12 protein-coding genes are annotated in these 14,764 nt (G+C 44.3%); 9 read left to right on the top strand and 3 right to left on the bottom strand.

From position 1 onward, the window contains the following. Positions 1 to 124: 124 nt before the first annotated feature. On the bottom strand, positions 125 to 1,729 hold the full coding sequence (locus tag F7R58_RS10505; protein ID WP_158064875.1) for a CTP synthase: 1,605 nt from the start codon (positions 1,727 to 1,729) through the stop codon (positions 125 to 127). Between the two features lie 257 nt (positions 1,730 to 1,986). Here F7R58_RS10505 and F7R58_RS10510 point away from each other — a divergent pair, with 257 nt between their 5' ends. The 5 genes from F7R58_RS10510 (at position 1,987) to F7R58_RS10530 (ending at position 6,520) form a co-directional block, all read left to right on the top strand. After that, positions 1,987 to 2,790, top strand: coding sequence for a phosphatase PAP2 family protein (locus F7R58_RS10510; RefSeq protein ID WP_187695232.1), 804 nt, complete (start codon positions 1,987 to 1,989; stop codon positions 2,788 to 2,790). Between the two features lie 102 nt (positions 2,791 to 2,892). After that, positions 2,893 to 4,239: a DNA repair protein RadA gene (gene radA, locus F7R58_RS10515; RefSeq protein WP_158064877.1), complete on the top strand. Its 1,347-nt coding sequence runs from the start codon at positions 2,893 to 2,895 to the stop codon at positions 4,237 to 4,239. 72 nt (positions 4,240 to 4,311) lie between these two features. After that, positions 4,312 to 4,503: a hypothetical protein gene (locus tag F7R58_RS10520; RefSeq protein WP_158064878.1), complete on the top strand. Its 192-nt coding sequence runs from the start codon at positions 4,312 to 4,314 to the stop codon at positions 4,501 to 4,503. Positions 4,504 to 4,680: 177 nt separating this feature from the next. Then, positions 4,681 to 5,847, top strand: a complete 1,167-nt coding sequence (locus F7R58_RS10525; protein ID WP_187695233.1) for a zinc-dependent metalloprotease — start codon at positions 4,681 to 4,683, stop codon at positions 5,845 to 5,847. Between the two features lie 94 nt (positions 5,848 to 5,941). Further along, the gene (locus F7R58_RS10530) at positions 5,942 to 6,520 is read left to right on the top strand and encodes an ACP phosphodiesterase (protein ID WP_158064880.1); all 579 of its coding nucleotides are present in this window, start codon (positions 5,942 to 5,944) and stop codon (positions 6,518 to 6,520) included. On the opposite strand, the gene F7R58_RS10535 is transcribed toward F7R58_RS10530, so the two are convergent. Further along, on the bottom strand, positions 6,517 to 7,017 hold the full coding sequence (locus F7R58_RS10535) for a DUF6702 family protein (RefSeq protein WP_158064881.1): 501 nt from the start codon (positions 7,015 to 7,017) through the stop codon (positions 6,517 to 6,519). The two genes, F7R58_RS10530 and F7R58_RS10535, sit on opposite strands and share 4 nt — an antisense overlap. Positions 7,018 to 7,070: 53 nt before the next feature. Between F7R58_RS10535 and F7R58_RS10540 the strand changes: the two genes are divergently transcribed. Both F7R58_RS10540 and F7R58_RS10545 read left to right on the top strand, forming a co-directional pair. Continuing rightward, positions 7,071 to 7,649: a HupE/UreJ family protein gene (locus F7R58_RS10540; RefSeq protein WP_158064882.1), complete on the top strand. Its 579-nt coding sequence runs from the start codon at positions 7,071 to 7,073 to the stop codon at positions 7,647 to 7,649. An 87-nt stretch (positions 7,650 to 7,736) separates the two neighbouring features. Then, positions 7,737 to 10,103: a M1 family metallopeptidase gene (locus F7R58_RS10545; RefSeq protein ID WP_158064883.1), complete on the top strand. Its 2,367-nt coding sequence runs from the start codon at positions 7,737 to 7,739 to the stop codon at positions 10,101 to 10,103. A 53-nt stretch (positions 10,104 to 10,156) separates the two neighbouring features. On the opposite strand, the gene F7R58_RS10550 is transcribed toward F7R58_RS10545, so the two are convergent. Next, positions 10,157 to 12,271: a hypothetical protein gene (locus F7R58_RS10550; protein ID WP_158064884.1), complete on the bottom strand. Its 2,115-nt coding sequence runs from the start codon at positions 12,269 to 12,271 to the stop codon at positions 10,157 to 10,159. A gap of 446 nt (positions 12,272 to 12,717) precedes the next feature. On the opposite strand from F7R58_RS10550, the gene groES reads away from it, so the two are divergent. Both groES and groL read left to right on the top strand, forming a co-directional pair. Beyond that, positions 12,718 to 12,996 carry a co-chaperone GroES gene (gene groES, locus F7R58_RS10555; protein WP_158064885.1) on the top strand — a complete coding sequence of 93 codons (279 nt, stop codon included), beginning with the start codon at positions 12,718 to 12,720 and terminating at the stop codon, positions 12,994 to 12,996. Between the two features lie 109 nt (positions 12,997 to 13,105). Continuing rightward, positions 13,106 to 14,731: a chaperonin GroEL gene (gene groL, locus F7R58_RS10560; protein ID WP_158064886.1), complete on the top strand. Its 1,626-nt coding sequence runs from the start codon at positions 13,106 to 13,108 to the stop codon at positions 14,729 to 14,731. Positions 14,732 to 14,764: the final 33 nt, after the last annotated feature.

Below are 14,764 nucleotides of genomic sequence, written 5' to 3' on the forward strand. Positions count from 1 at the left end.
ACACGGAAACGTTCCATGAAGCCGCTGAAATTAAAGGTCACAAAATTACTGATTTTTTTTGGAAGGAGGTTTCTTTTTTAGAGAGTAAAAAATACCCGCTTGCAGCGGGTATTCAGAACAGATTTTATTTAGATGCTGCACGGATAAACGCCTTGAACAGCGGATGCGGTGTAGCAACAGTACTTTTATATTCCGGATGATACTGTACTCCTACATAAAACGGATGATTTTCCAGTTCCAAAGTCTCCACCAGACCGGTATCAGGATTTACACCGCTGGGGATAAGTCCGTTGGTTTCATATTCTTCCTTATACTGGGAATTGAATTCATAGCGGTGACGGTGTCTTTCGGAAATATTTCTGGAACCGTAAATTTCCATTAACCGCGAATTAGGCTTCAGTGCGCATTTCCAGGCACCCAACCGCATGGTTCCGCCTTTATTTTCCACACTTTTCTGCTCTTCCATCAGAGAGATCACGGGCTCCGGAGTTTCAGGATCAAATTCCATGGAATTTGCTTTTTTGTAACCCAGCACATTTCTGGCAAACTCCACCGTCATGATCTGCATACCCAGACAGATTCCCAAAAGCGGAATATTGTTCTCCCTTGCGTATTTAGCCGCCAGGACCTTGCCTTCAATGCCGCGGTCTCCAAATCCCGGGGCAATAAGCAGCCCGTCTACACCCTGAAATGTATCTTTTAGGGTATCTTCGGAAACATCACCACTGTACACCCATTTCACACGCACTTCTGTATCCAGATCTGCTCCGGCATGAATGAAAGCTTCGGCGATGGATTTGTAGGAATCCTGCAGAGAAACATATTTCCCAACCAGGGCAATCTCTACCGATTTCTTAGGATTCTGATATTTTTTCAGGAAATGCTTCCAGTCTTTCAGGTCAGCCTCCTTATCTGATTTCAGATCAAGTTCTTTAAGTACTACATCATCAAAATTCTGTTTCTGAAGGTAAAGGGGAACCTCATAGATTGTTTCCAGGTCTTTACATTCGATGACATTTTCCAGAGACACATTGCAGAACTGGGCCAATTTTGCACGCTGCTCCTTTGGGATTTTATGCTCCGTACGGCAAACAAGGACGTCGGCCTGGATACCGCTCTCCATCAACTGGCGTACGGAGTGCTGTGAAGGCTTGGTTTTAAGTTCACCGCTCGCTGCCAGATAAGGCAGAAGGGTAAGATGAATGACCATGGAATTATTATCGCCCAGTTCCCATTTTAGCTGTCGTACACTTTCTATATACGGCAGTGATTCAATGTCGCCCACAGTACCTCCGATCTCCGTAATAATAATATCGTAGTTCTGTTTGGCCAGAATTTTAATCCTGCGTTTTATTTCGTTCGTAATATGCGGAATAACCTGAACAGTCTTGCCTAAGAAGTCGCCTTTTCTCTCTTTCTCAATAACAGTCTGGTAGATCTTACCTGTCGTAACGTTGTTGTTTTGTGAAGTGTTGGAATCCAGGAACCTTTCGTAATGGCCTAAATCAAGATCGGTTTCGGCGCCGTCTTCAGTTACATAGCATTCGCCATGCTCATAAGGATTTAAAGTTCCGGGGTCAATATTGATATAGGGATCAAGTTTTTGGATAGTTACATTAAATCCCCTTGATTTCAGCAATAAACCAAGCGATGCCGCAACAATTCCTTTCCCCAAAGAGGAAGTCACACCCCCCGTGACGAAGATGTACTTCGTGTTCTTTTTACTCATTAGATTAGGTTTGCGCAAAGTTAGGCTAAAAAGTTTAACAGGGCAATTTGCGCATTTCAAAATTTAATCTGCTTCAGATATTATATATGGTAAAATGAAGCATCAGCCTATCAATTCTTGAGACGATAAAAGAGGATCAATATTGTATTTCATGCAGGTGACAGTTTCTGCAGGCAGGATTTTTGATATGCCGGTAACTGCACCTCATCCGGAACCCAAACTCTCTGATTCCGGGACATCAGTCAAATATGAACAGAATGAATAACAGATACCGGGCACTTGTTATCTTTACCGTGACCTTTGCACTGGTTTACAATTTTTCGCTTTGGTATGCGTCCCAACTTTCAGATGTAAGCTCTGTTATACTCTCTGTTGAGAAGCATATTCATTTCCTTCCGTGGACCATTGTTCCGTACCTTTCGAGTGGTGCATTTTTCTGGATCACATTTTCGTTACTGAAAAATAATGACCAATTGGAGGTTTTCCTGAAGCGCGTACTTTTTATGACTGTTGCTGCAGGTTTGATATTTGTTGCAGCCCCCTTAAAATATGCTTATCCCCGACCTGAAATTGAGAATCCACTCTACCGTGGACTGTTTTGGCTGCTGGAAGGTGTGGACGATCCCTACAACCAGTCACCTTCGCTTCACGTAGCTTTTTCCTTTGCGTTCTGGACTGTCTTCCGTGAAGTAAAATCACGGTGGCGGCCGCTTATTGCAGTCTGGCTGGCCATGGTAGCCCTATCCACTCTCACCACCTATCAGCATCACCTTATTGATGTTTTTACAGGCAGCATTCTGGCCCATTTCACCTTCCTTCTGTTTCCATCCGGGCCTGTGCAAAATTCTTCACGCAACCTGCATACCGCCAATTTTTTCTTCCTGGGCGCATGGTGCACACTTGCCGGTGCCTTTGTTCTGGCCGACTATCTGAGTCCAAACTGGATTTCACTTTTGGTACCTTCTACCCTACTTTTTCTGCTTGGTCTGCTGTTCCAGCTTAGGCTCCTGGGATATATTAGACGGCAAACAGTAAGAGTGAATAACGTTCGTGAACGGTAGTAAGCGTTAATTTACAATGCGTCAATCGCAAATCTTTACGATTTGAAGCTGAAATATGGCGACTTGAAATATCATGTCATTTTTTTTCAGGAAATTCGCGGCATGGCAAAACTCAAAACTGCATATTTCTGTCAGAATTGCGGAACTCAGTATCCTCAATGGTTAGGACAATGCAAGAATTGTGGCGAATGGAATACCCTTGTGGAGGAAATAGTAGAAAAATCTCCGGCCAGGACCACAGGCAGCAAATCCAAACAGCATATCATCAACATCATTGAAGTTGAGACCAGTGAGGAACCGCGCATTACAACACCTTCCGAGGAACTGAACCGCGTACTGGGCGGCGGTATCGTGCTGGGCTCAGTGACCCTCATAGGTGGCGAACCGGGGATTGGCAAATCCACGCTTCTACTGCAGCTTGCCCTGAAGATGAAGAAAAAGATTCTTTATGTGTCCGGCGAGGAGAGTGCGTCACAGATTAAAATGCGGGCCGACAGGCTTACAGAACTTCAGAACCCGAACTGCTACCTTTTCACCGAAACGTCAGTGGAAAAAATCCTGCACGAAGCAAAAAAACTGCAGCCCGATTTTGTAATTATCGACTCCATACAGACGCTGCAAAGCCAGCTTATTGAAAGTTCGCCCGGCACGGTTTCACAGATACGGGAATGCTCCAATGAGATTATTAAATTTGCCAAAGACAGCAATACACCTGTTTTTCTGGTAGGCCACATCACCAAAGACGGTCAGATTGCAGGGCCCAAGGTGCTGGAACATATGGTAGATGTAGTACTTAATTTTGACGGAGACCGCAACCATCTTTTCCGCCTTTTGCGTGCCAATAAAAACCGTTTCGGATCTACGTCAGAAATTGGAATTTACGAAATGGTGGCGCAGGGACTTAAGGAAATAAAAAACCCTTCAGAAATACTGATTACAAAAAAGTTTGAGGAACTCTCGGGCAATTCGGTAGCCGTTACGCTGGAAGGCAACCGGCCGATGCTTATCGAGATTCAGGCTCTTGTAAGTTCTGCGGTATACGGAACACCGCAAAGAAGCTGTACAGGATATGATTCCAAGCGTCTGAATATGCTGCTGGCAGTTTTGGAAAAACGTGCCGGGTTTCAGTTGGGAGCCAAAGATGTATTCCTGAACATCACCGGAGGCATCAAAACCGACGATCCGGCGCTGGACCTGGCCGTAGTAGCGTCTATACTTTCAAGCAATGAGGACAGCGCGATTTCGGAACACTTCTGCTTCGCCGGTGAAATTGGTCTGAGTGGCGAAATCCGTCCGGTAGCACAGATTGAGCAGCGTATTTCTGAAGCCGAAAAGCTGGGCTATGAACAAATATTTGTTTCCAAACTGAACAAACTTCCCAAAAGAAAGTCCGGGATTATTGTAGAGGAGGTTAGCAAGGTGGAAGAATTTCATGACCGTCTTTTTTAAATTCACCGAGCCATCATGCGGAAGATATTTATAGTTATATTTGGTAAAACTTACCATTAAAACACAAACCGCATGAAAAGGAATCTCGCCCTTCTTTACTCATTCTGTACTGCCCTGTTATGTGCTCAGACCTCCTTATTTCAGAATCCGGTGAATCCGGCCCACCTTCTGCCTAACCAAAGACTTCATGAAGACCTGTCGGCTTCCTATACATCTACAACTTATTACCTGCAGCCCGCTTTTAACACTGAAACTGATCTGTAAATACAGCTCCCAACTGGAAAGAAGCTCCGTGCCAGCCTCACCAAAACGTTCAGATATACCAACAAAAGTACATCATTTGCGTACGCAATTGAAAACGAACCGGAATCCGAGCTTGTGTTTTCGCGCTACGGCAATATGCTTTCGGGCATGTATGCCTCATCTGAAGGCGAAAAAATAATGTTCCAGCAAACAGATGACAAGATCATTGCAGTTTCACTGATTAATGAGGCATACATCAACAGCCGGGATTCCAGTATGGATTTCCTGATTCCGGCTGCGGCAAGCCATAAAACAAACCAGAACATCTGCCTTTCACAGACACCTGCCTGCGGGGCCACGACCATTGATGTCATGGTGGTGTACACCTCAGCTGCCAGACTGGGCTGGGGAAGCGTGGCACAAAGTAATTCGCAGATTGCTACTGCCATCACCAATTTCAACCTGTCGCTTATTAATTCGGGAATACCGGATACTACAATAAATCTGGTCTATGCCGGCGAAATAGATTACACCGAGAGTGGAAACATTAGTACCGACCTAAACAGACTGCGTTTGCCGGCAGACGGATTTATGGATGATGCACACACACTGAGAACCACATACGGTGCAGATTTATGTGCTTTGATTACAGCAACACCTACCAACACCTGCGGCCTGGGTTATCTAAACACCAATCCTTCCAACTACAGCAATAGCGCGGCGTTTTCGGTTTCGTTAAGGAACTGTGCTGTATCGAATTATACTTTAAGCCATGAAATAAGACACAATATGGGTCTTAACCATGACTGGTATGTGAACCAAAGCAATAACCCCTGCTCCAATATGCACGGCTATGTAAATCAAACTGCAGTTACACTTGGCACAGCCAGTTCCACGTCACAGCGCTGGCGTACGCTCATGGCTTATAATGACGAATGTGCCGATGCGGGCATCAACTGCTCCAGAACCAACCGGTGGGCCAACCCGTTGGTTAATTACAATGGTGAACCTACCGGAATAGCAGCTCCGAATCCCACACCGTCTGATGAAGCTTTCGGTTTCGCACGTTTTGCATGCGTGGTTGCCGATTTTATGCCAACTGCAAACATGAACACTGTAGAATCGGTTATTGACACCAGGAATGAATTGACTGTATATCCAAATCCGGCTTCAGAGGAAATCAATATCAGCACCGGAAACAGTGAGGCCAATACCTTCCGGATCATCAACATGGCAGGGCAGGTTGTACATACAGGTAAGAATAGAACGGTAAACATACGGCATTTGAGTCCGGGCGAATACATCCTGACGGTTTCGGACACTGACGGAGCGTTTAAGGGCTCAGCAAAATTCATCGTAAAATAACCCTGCACTAAAGGTTACTGAAGCTCTTTTCAGGCAACAGCTCAATAAGCAGGCCTCATAAGGTCTGTTACTGCCAATTTATATAAATTAGCAGATGAATTTTTTGGCACATTCCTACCTGGCATTTTCGGACGGACATATCGTGGGACAGTTCCTGCAGGATTTCATCCGGAACAAAGACCGGTTTTCGTTTCCGCCTGAAATTGTGGAAGGGATACTGCTGCACCGCGAGATTGATACCTTTACGGATGCGCATCCTGAGATCCATGAGGCCAAAAAGGTTTTCAGTCCACTCGTGCGGCTCTATTCGGGCGCGTTTGTAGATGTAGCGTTTGACTATTTCCTGGCCAACCACTTACCTGAAGAAACTTTAAAACTGCATGCAGAAAGGGTTTACGGAGTTTTGGGACACCATCTGCATCTTTTCCCGCCCCCATTTCACCGAATGCTTGAGGGAATGGAAAGAGATAACTGGCTTTATCATTACCGGGAGGAGCAGGGCATTCATTTTTCATTCCGTAACGTCCTGAACAAGGCGAGATATCTGGATAAAAACCTGGCTGTTTTCGAGGTCTTCCTGAACAACAGACCTCAGCTTGAAGCTCATTTCATGAAATTTTTCCCCGACCTGGTGAGACATGCTGAAACTTTCAACAGCCGCTTTCGCATCTAGAAATTCCGGTAAAGGTAACGGTCCGGATAACTGAGTTTATGGCTTTGCCTGTTGCCGTTTACGATAATATGAATGATGTTGATCTGATCGTCAAAAAGATTATAAAGCACACTCACGGCGGCTTCTACCTTTTTGGGAGAATCAAGTTTCTGCGATTCCAGGTAAATATTCACCGCTTCACTGTCTTCTTCAAATCCGAGATAAGTCAGATTTAACACCTTATTGTCTGCTTTCAGTTTCAGATGGCCGGAAAGGTAATTAATAAGTAATGTGTTTATTTTTGGCTGATACGACTCATTATTAAAGTGCAGTGCCTCGCCATATTTTTCCTTTAGCGCGTTTTCCAGATCATCCAGGAAAAACCTGGCGCTGATCTCAAAGGTTTTGGATGATGCATTGTATCTGAATTCAACCGAACCTACATGATAGGGGTGTATTTCGCTTGCGGGAAGAGCCGAAAACAGAAAGAGGGATATCAGGACCAGCAGTTTATGCATCTGCCAAAATTAGAAATAAATTTTGTATTATCGCCAGCTTAAAACAACGGCCGATGCAGGATTTTCTATTTTATCTGAGTTTGGGTTGGGAGCACATAATCTCCCTTGACGCCCTGGATCACCAGCTCTTTGTACTGGTACTGGTTGTGGTTTTCAGCATGAAGGACTGGAAAAAAATCCTCTGGCTAATTACCGCATTCACCATAGGCCACTCCATCACATTGGCACTAAGTGTATTGGATTTGGTAAAGGTACCGGGCCAATGGGTAGAGTTCCTGATACCACTCACCATTTTTATCACGGCTGCAGACAATATCCTGATGAAAAACAGACAGCAGAATCTGATGAAAATGAACCATTATCTGGCGATGATTTTCGGCCTCATCCATGGAATGGGTTTCGCAAACACCGCGCGGATGACAATGGCCAGTGAGCAGGATCTGTTTTTACCTTTACTGGGTTTCAATATTGGCCTGGAACTGGGACAAATTCTTGTAGTTGCGCTCATTCTCGCACTGCAATGGCTTATTTTGGCGATTTTTAAAGCCAACCGCAAAGACTGGATACTTTTTGTTTCGGCAGGAGTTTTTGCTTTGTCTCTGCAGATGACGCTGGAAAGGCTGCCCTTTTGATTACATTGATTACTCATTTATCTGGATTTAGCAGAATTCAGTAACATTTTGCTAAATTTAAACACTACTTCATTAAATCCGTTTTATATGAAACTTTTTAGTCTGCTGCTCGCCATGCTGTTGCCCATGAGTTTTTGCGCTCAGAATATCCAGAATAATCCGGGAAGCAACCATGGAAACAAATTTGAACAGCTGGGAACCATCCTGCCCACTCCCAATGTGTATCGGAATGCCTCCGGCGCGCCCGGGCACCAATATTGGCAAAACCGCGCAGATTACGAAATTACGGCGTATCTGGATGAGGAAAAAAGAAATCTGCGGGGATCGGAGACTTTGACTTATTATAATAATTCACCGGACGAACTGGAATATCTGTGGCTGCAACTGGATGAAAACCAGCAGTCCTCAGTAAATAATGCAGGCTATGATATGGAATCCACCCTGCCACGTCAAATTACAACAGACCGCCTGAAAGTGACCGATCTGCCGGCAAAGGATAACGGCTACGGTGTAAATCTGGAAAAAGTTACTGATGCCGCGGGAAATCCCCTGCCCTACACCGTGAATAAAACCATGATGCGGATAGACCTGCCCAGACCGCTGAAAAGCGGAGAAAAATACACGTTTAAAATAGACTGGAATTACAATATTCCCAACCGTATAACAATGGGCGGCCGTGGTGGCTATGAACATTTTCCTGAAGACGGTAATGATCTGTACACCATAACACAATGGTTTCCCCGGATGTGCGTATACAGCGACTTTAAAGGCTGGCAGCATAACCAGTTTACGGGAAGAGGTGAATTTGCGCTCCCCTTCGGCAACTACAAAGTCTCCATGAATGTTCCCGCTGACCATATTGTTGCTTCAACAGGTGAAGGAAAGAATTTTGAAACAGTTCTGACACCTACTCAGCTTGCGCGGTGGAAAAAAGCCCAAACAGCTTCAGAACCAATTGAAATAGTTACTTTGGAGGAGGCCAAAAAAGCCGAAAAAACCAGGTCAAAACAGAGAAAAACCTGGTTTTTTGAGGCCGAAAACGTGCGCGATTTTGCGTGGACATCTTCCCGGAAATTTATTTGGGACGGTATGAAGGTTGTAATTCCTGAAAACAACAATCAGGTGATGGCCATGAGCCTCTACCCAAAAGAATCTTATCATCTTTACCGTAAATTTTCAACCCGGGCAGTTGCGCACACCATCCTTACCTACAGTGAATTCACAATTCCGTACCCCTATCCGGTGGCGCAGTCGGTGGAAGCTGCCAACGGTATGGAATATCCTATGATTTGCTTCAATTATGGCAGGACAGAAAAAGACGGGACTTATTCTGAGGGAATCAAGAACGGAATGATCGGCGTGATTATTCACGAAGTCGGACACAACTTTTTCCCAATGATTGTAAATTCAGACGAAAGGCAGTGGTCCTGGATGGATGAAGGTCTGAATACTTTTGTAGAGTACCTTACAGAGGAGAGATGGGACAATAAATTCCCTTCCCGCCGAGGACCGGCACACACGATCGTAGATTATATGAAGTTACCGAAAGACCAGCTGGAACCCATCATGGTGAATTCAGAGAACATCATCCATTTCGGCCCGAATGCTTATGCCAAACCTGCCACCGGCCTGAATATCCTGCGCGAAACAATAATGGGCCGTGAAATATTTGACAAAGCGTTCAAAACCTATTCAAAAAGATGGGCGTTCAGGCATCCCGAACCTGCAGATTTCTTCCGTTCAATGAATGATGCCAGTGCCGAAAACCTGGACTGGTTCTGGCGGGGCTGGTTTTACGGTACCGATCCGGTGGATATCGCTATTGATAAAGTAACTGTAGCTGCACCGGACCTGGACGCCACTCCGCAACCTTTTCGTGAGGTTTATAATGTAGACGCCCCACTTCTCAATTCATTTGATGACATTTCCAAAATCCGTAACCGTAATGATAAAAGTATCACCTTTTACACCGATAAAGACAGGGAAAGTCAGGATTTTTACTGGCGTTACGCACGTGGCCGGGAAAAAGTAAATACGAAGCGTGAATATACTGTTGAGCGCGAAACAATGGAGAAGGTAGCCGCCAAAGATAAGCGTGACCTGCAAAATATATTTGGCTATCAAATTGATTTTGTTAATAAGGGCGGGATGGTAATGCCCATCATTCTGGAGTTTACTTTCGAAGACGGTACAAAACTCACCGATAAATCCTCTGCCCAAATCTGGCGAAAGGATGAGAACAAAGTGTCCAAAACCTACTTCTTCGACAAAAAATTAAAGTCAATTCAGCTTGACCCACTGCGTGAAACCGCCGACATAGACATCAGCAATAATTTCTGGGGTCAGATTCCGGCTCCGGTCACAAAGTTTGAAGTCTTTAAACAAAAAGCAGGAAATGCGGTGCGCGGTGCAGCACAGGAACGGATAAATCCCATGCAGGCTGCGGGTAAATAAAAAAAACAGGAGTTGCGGTGCAGCTCCTGTTTTGTTTTAGTATTATAAATGAATTAATCTTTCAGACAGAATGCCTGATTGGTATACGTAGGACTTGCCATGTAAGCACTGTCCACCACGTTTTTCTGTTCAATTACCAGAACTATGTTTCCACAGTTTTTGTCTGTTGCAGTCGTTACTTTAAATTCGCCGTTCACTACATTCACTGTTCTGGTAAATGAATTCACCTCGCCGGGAGCAATGACCTGATTTACGCCTTCAAAATCCATGTCGGTAAAGCGGCCACCGGAAACAGAAAGTGTGAATTTATGGATGAAATTGTCGGTAGCGCTGAACTTACCGAGAATTACATCACCTTTTTTGAAATGAACGCATTCCCCTTCATCATTGATCTTCATCATAGGTACAGGATAGGTGTTATCCATTTGGATACGGTGAGAATCTGAACTTCCGTCTTCATGTTCAATCACAATGTTCAGTCTGGCATTTGTGCCCGGGCTGAAAAGTGCCAGCTGACTCATAATATTGAGCTGATAAGGCTGATAGGTATAATAATTAGTAGCCGGTTCCGGATTGATGGTAGTATGAATTACGTTGCCGGAAGAATCATAACCTACCAGATGCAGCGGATCATTCACATAATTCATAGCTCCGGTTTCCAGGTTAATCACCTTAATCCGGTATTTCATACCTGCAAATGGCGATGAAACGCCGTGGATACTTATTTTGCCCATAAACCGGCTGCCATTGATCACCGGATTCTGGTTAATTTCAAATTTTGCTGCAGGCAGCGTAAGACCGGTGGTGTCATCAATATGATCAACTGAAATTCCGCCTAAAAGAATCATCTTTGGTGACTTGCCGTTCCAGCCTTTAGGCATGGGCGGAATCTGAACATATGCCTCCTTGAAATTACCCCAGTAAGGAGTATCGAGGCCTGTGGGTGGCACATTCCAGGAAAGCACTGCGCGAACTTTTATGACCCTTGGCGCATCGCATTTGGTTTTAAACTTCGTAAGGTCATAGGGCAGGATGGCAGAGTAAGAAAGACCGGCGTGTCCGGGAATATCATGGAGAACAACCACCTGGGTACCTACCCTCACCCACTGGCAGTTTGTGGATGAATCCTTGATCCAGAAAGTCACATATTCTTTAGAACCCGCCGTGCACAGGCCACCACCATAGCCATAGTGTTTCTTCGCCCGGAATGTGGCCACAAAGGCTTCCTTGTGATAATCCAGTCCTACACAGCCAATTTCCTCATAGGTCGTATTGCCTGTAGATTTGATGAGATCCTGCAGACTTTTTGTAAAATCAAGCTGATTGGCCTTAAACAGCGAAACTATATTGCTTTTAATAACCGGATCATTGCTGGTCATGGCTTCTACCAAAAGTTTGGCACCAGACCGATGGGGTTCTACACTGAGATTAGCATTTTTATAATCGCTTACCAGCTGGGAGAAATTAACTTTATCTGCCGCATATTCTTTTTGTGCATCACTAAGACTCTTCGCGGCCGCAGGATTATTCGCTGTAAGATCTTTCAGGGATATAGCAGGATTTAAAATGGCTTTCTCAATCAGAGAACCGATATTCACAAAGGGAATATTGATTTTTATGGGCTTAATCTGAATCTGGTCTTCCTTCACGTTTCCCCAAACGTAACCTGGCTGGGTTAAATTTGGATCGTTTGCCGGCGGAATAGAATTCCAGAGAAGGACAGCTTTCACCTTAGGCAAAACAGGTTGCGAACAGACTTTCTGCTTAGGGTCAATTTTAAGGCGTAGTGCGAATTCCATGGGTTTTTCAAGCTGTTGGTCACAGTCTTTTAAATCCGGGATATCATGAACATTAGCACCCACATATCCTTCATCTACCCAGCCGCCACCGTAATTTACATAAAACCTTACATAAATATGAGAACCGGCACTGCACAGATTTCCGGAGTATCCGTAAGCTCTCTTAATTTTCACAATCGCGGTCAGCTCTTCACTGTCCGGATTATAGCCTACACAACCCAATTCTTCAAAGGAAGTATTGAAGTTTTTTTCAAAAAACGCCAGGGGTGTATTTAATTTCAGGGCAGATTTTGAGCTGATGTTGGCCAGATAAAGCTGAGATTCATTTCGGGCAAGCATAAGCTGCTTTTCGTTTAATTCGTTAGGCATGACTATTTGTTTTTATGGTTTCCCTACTGTTAAGCGTTTCGGGTTTCGCTTTGTCCAACTGCAATGTTTTCAGTTAAATGATATCAATCAGACTTCGTAAAATTATTCCTAATCTCGTAGTAAATTAAAGGTAAATCACCCATTTTTTAATTTAAACAGATATTTTATATGAAAATATTCATCACAACCCGTTAAAACTTTAACAACCTACACGCAACATCATTAGCGCCCCTCACAAAAGCAGCGAACCGACTGCTCCAAATTGGATACATGATTCCCATCCAGGGATTGCCACTAACAGATTCGATATACTGCCAAAATTTCACTTTTCGCTCTTCAAACTGTGCCAAAAATTACAGACAGTGACATCAAAAGGTCGGCGGCGCTTCTTGGCAAAGTTTTGGAGAAAAAGATGACAAGTAAAATCTTAACTAAAATCAAATAATATGTCAGTAAATTTCAAACCATTAGCAGACCGCGTTCTTATTGAACCAAACGCTGCGGAAACAACAACTGCATCAGGTATCATCATTCCCGATACAGCTAAAGAAAAACCACAGGAAGGGACAGTAATCGCTGTTGGAAACGGTAAAAAAGACGAACCAATGACCGTTAAAACGGGCGACAGAGTGCTTTACGGAAAGTATTCAGGTTCAGAACTTAAACTGGATGGTAAAGATTACCTTATCGTAAAGGAATCTGACTTATTGGGAATTCTGGGATAGACATCAGAATAAAAGACTGGAGAGTGGAGACTTTTCTTTCGAGTACTTTATTTATACAGTGAGCTTCTAATATCTCACATCTAAAAATCTTAAATTTAAAATCTAAACAATGGCAAAAGAAATAAAATTCGATATCGAGTCCAGAGACGCACTGAAAAGAGGTGTTGATGCTTTGGCAAACGCAGTAAAGGTGACTTTAGGTCCAAAGGGACGTAACGTAGTTATTGAGAAATCATTCGGTGCACCGCACGTAACCAAAGACGGTGTTTCCGTGGCAAAAGAAATCGAGCTTGAGGACCGTGTAGAAAATATGGGTGCCCAAATGGTAAAGGAAGTAGCTTCCAAGACCAACGATATTGCCGGTGACGGTACTACTACGGCAACTGTTCTTGCGCAGGCTATCGTTCGCGAAGGCCTGAAGAACGTAGCTGCAGGCGCTAACCCGATGGATCTTAAGAGAGGGATTGACAAAGCTGTAAACGCAGTTGTTGAAAACCTGAAATCACTGTCTCAGGAAGTGGGTGATTCTTCTGAAAAAATCAGACAGATCGCTTCTATCTCTGCAAACAATGACGAAACCATTGGTACCCTGATCGCTGAAGCATTCGGAAAAGTAGGTAAGGAAGGTGTGATCACTGTAGAAGAGGCTAAAGGTACAGATACTACTGTTGATGTGGTAGAAGGTATGCAGTTTGACAGAGGATATCAGTCACCCTATTTCGTGACCAATCCTGAGAAAATGATCACCGAACTGGAAAACCCATATATTCTTTTGGTTGAGAAGAAAATCTCTTCAATGAAGGAACTTCTTCCGGTATTGGAGCCGGTAGCACAGGCAGGTAAATCACTTCTTATCATCTCTGAGGAGGTAGACGGTGAAGCTTTGGCAACATTGGTCGTAAACAAACTTAGAGGTTCGCTTAAAATTGCTGCGGTTAAAGCTCCTGGATTTGGCGACAGAAGAAAAGCAATGCTTGAAGATATTGCTATTCTGACGGGCGGACAGGTAATTTCTGAGGAGAGAGGCTTCACAATGGAAAACGCTACCCTGGAAATGCTGGGTACTGCAGAAAAAGTAACAATTGATAAGGATAACACCATCATCGTGAACGGTGCCGGTGAGGAAAGCCAGATCAAGGGCCGTGTAAACCAGATCAAGGCACAGATGGAGTCTACAACTTCAGATTACGACCGCGAGAAACTTCAGGAAAGACTAGCCAAGCTGGCAGGTGGTGTAGCAGTACTTTATGTAGGTGCAGCCTCTGAAGTGGAAATGAAGGAGAAAAAAGACCGTGTAGATGATGCTTTACATGCTACAAGAGCAGCTGTGGAAGAAGGTATCGTTCCCGGTGGAGGTGTAGCTTTGGTAAGAAGTATTTCAGTACTTAATTTCGAAGGATCCAACCAGGACGAAACTACAGGTATCAAGATTGTAAAAAGAGCTATTGAAGAGCCTTTAAGACAAATCGTAGCCAACGCGGGTGGTGAAGGTTCTGTAGTTGTAGCCAAAGTTTCCGAAGGCTCTGCTGATTTCGGTTTTAATGCGAAGAACGACGAATATGTAAATATGTTTGAAGCCGGGATCATCGACCCGACTAAAGTTGTACGTGTAGCGCTGGAAAACGCAGCTTCCGTGTCCGGTATGCTTCTTACAACCGAGTGTGTAATTACAGAGGTTAAAAAGGATGAGCCTGCAATGCCTATGGGCGGCGGGGGTATGCCGGGAATGATGTAAGTAGTGCCGTAAGCCATAAGCTTTAGGCGATAT

This window comes from Chryseobacterium sp. (assembly GCF_008831505.1).
Lineage (GTDB): Bacteria > Bacteroidota > Bacteroidia > Flavobacteriales > Weeksellaceae > Marnyiella.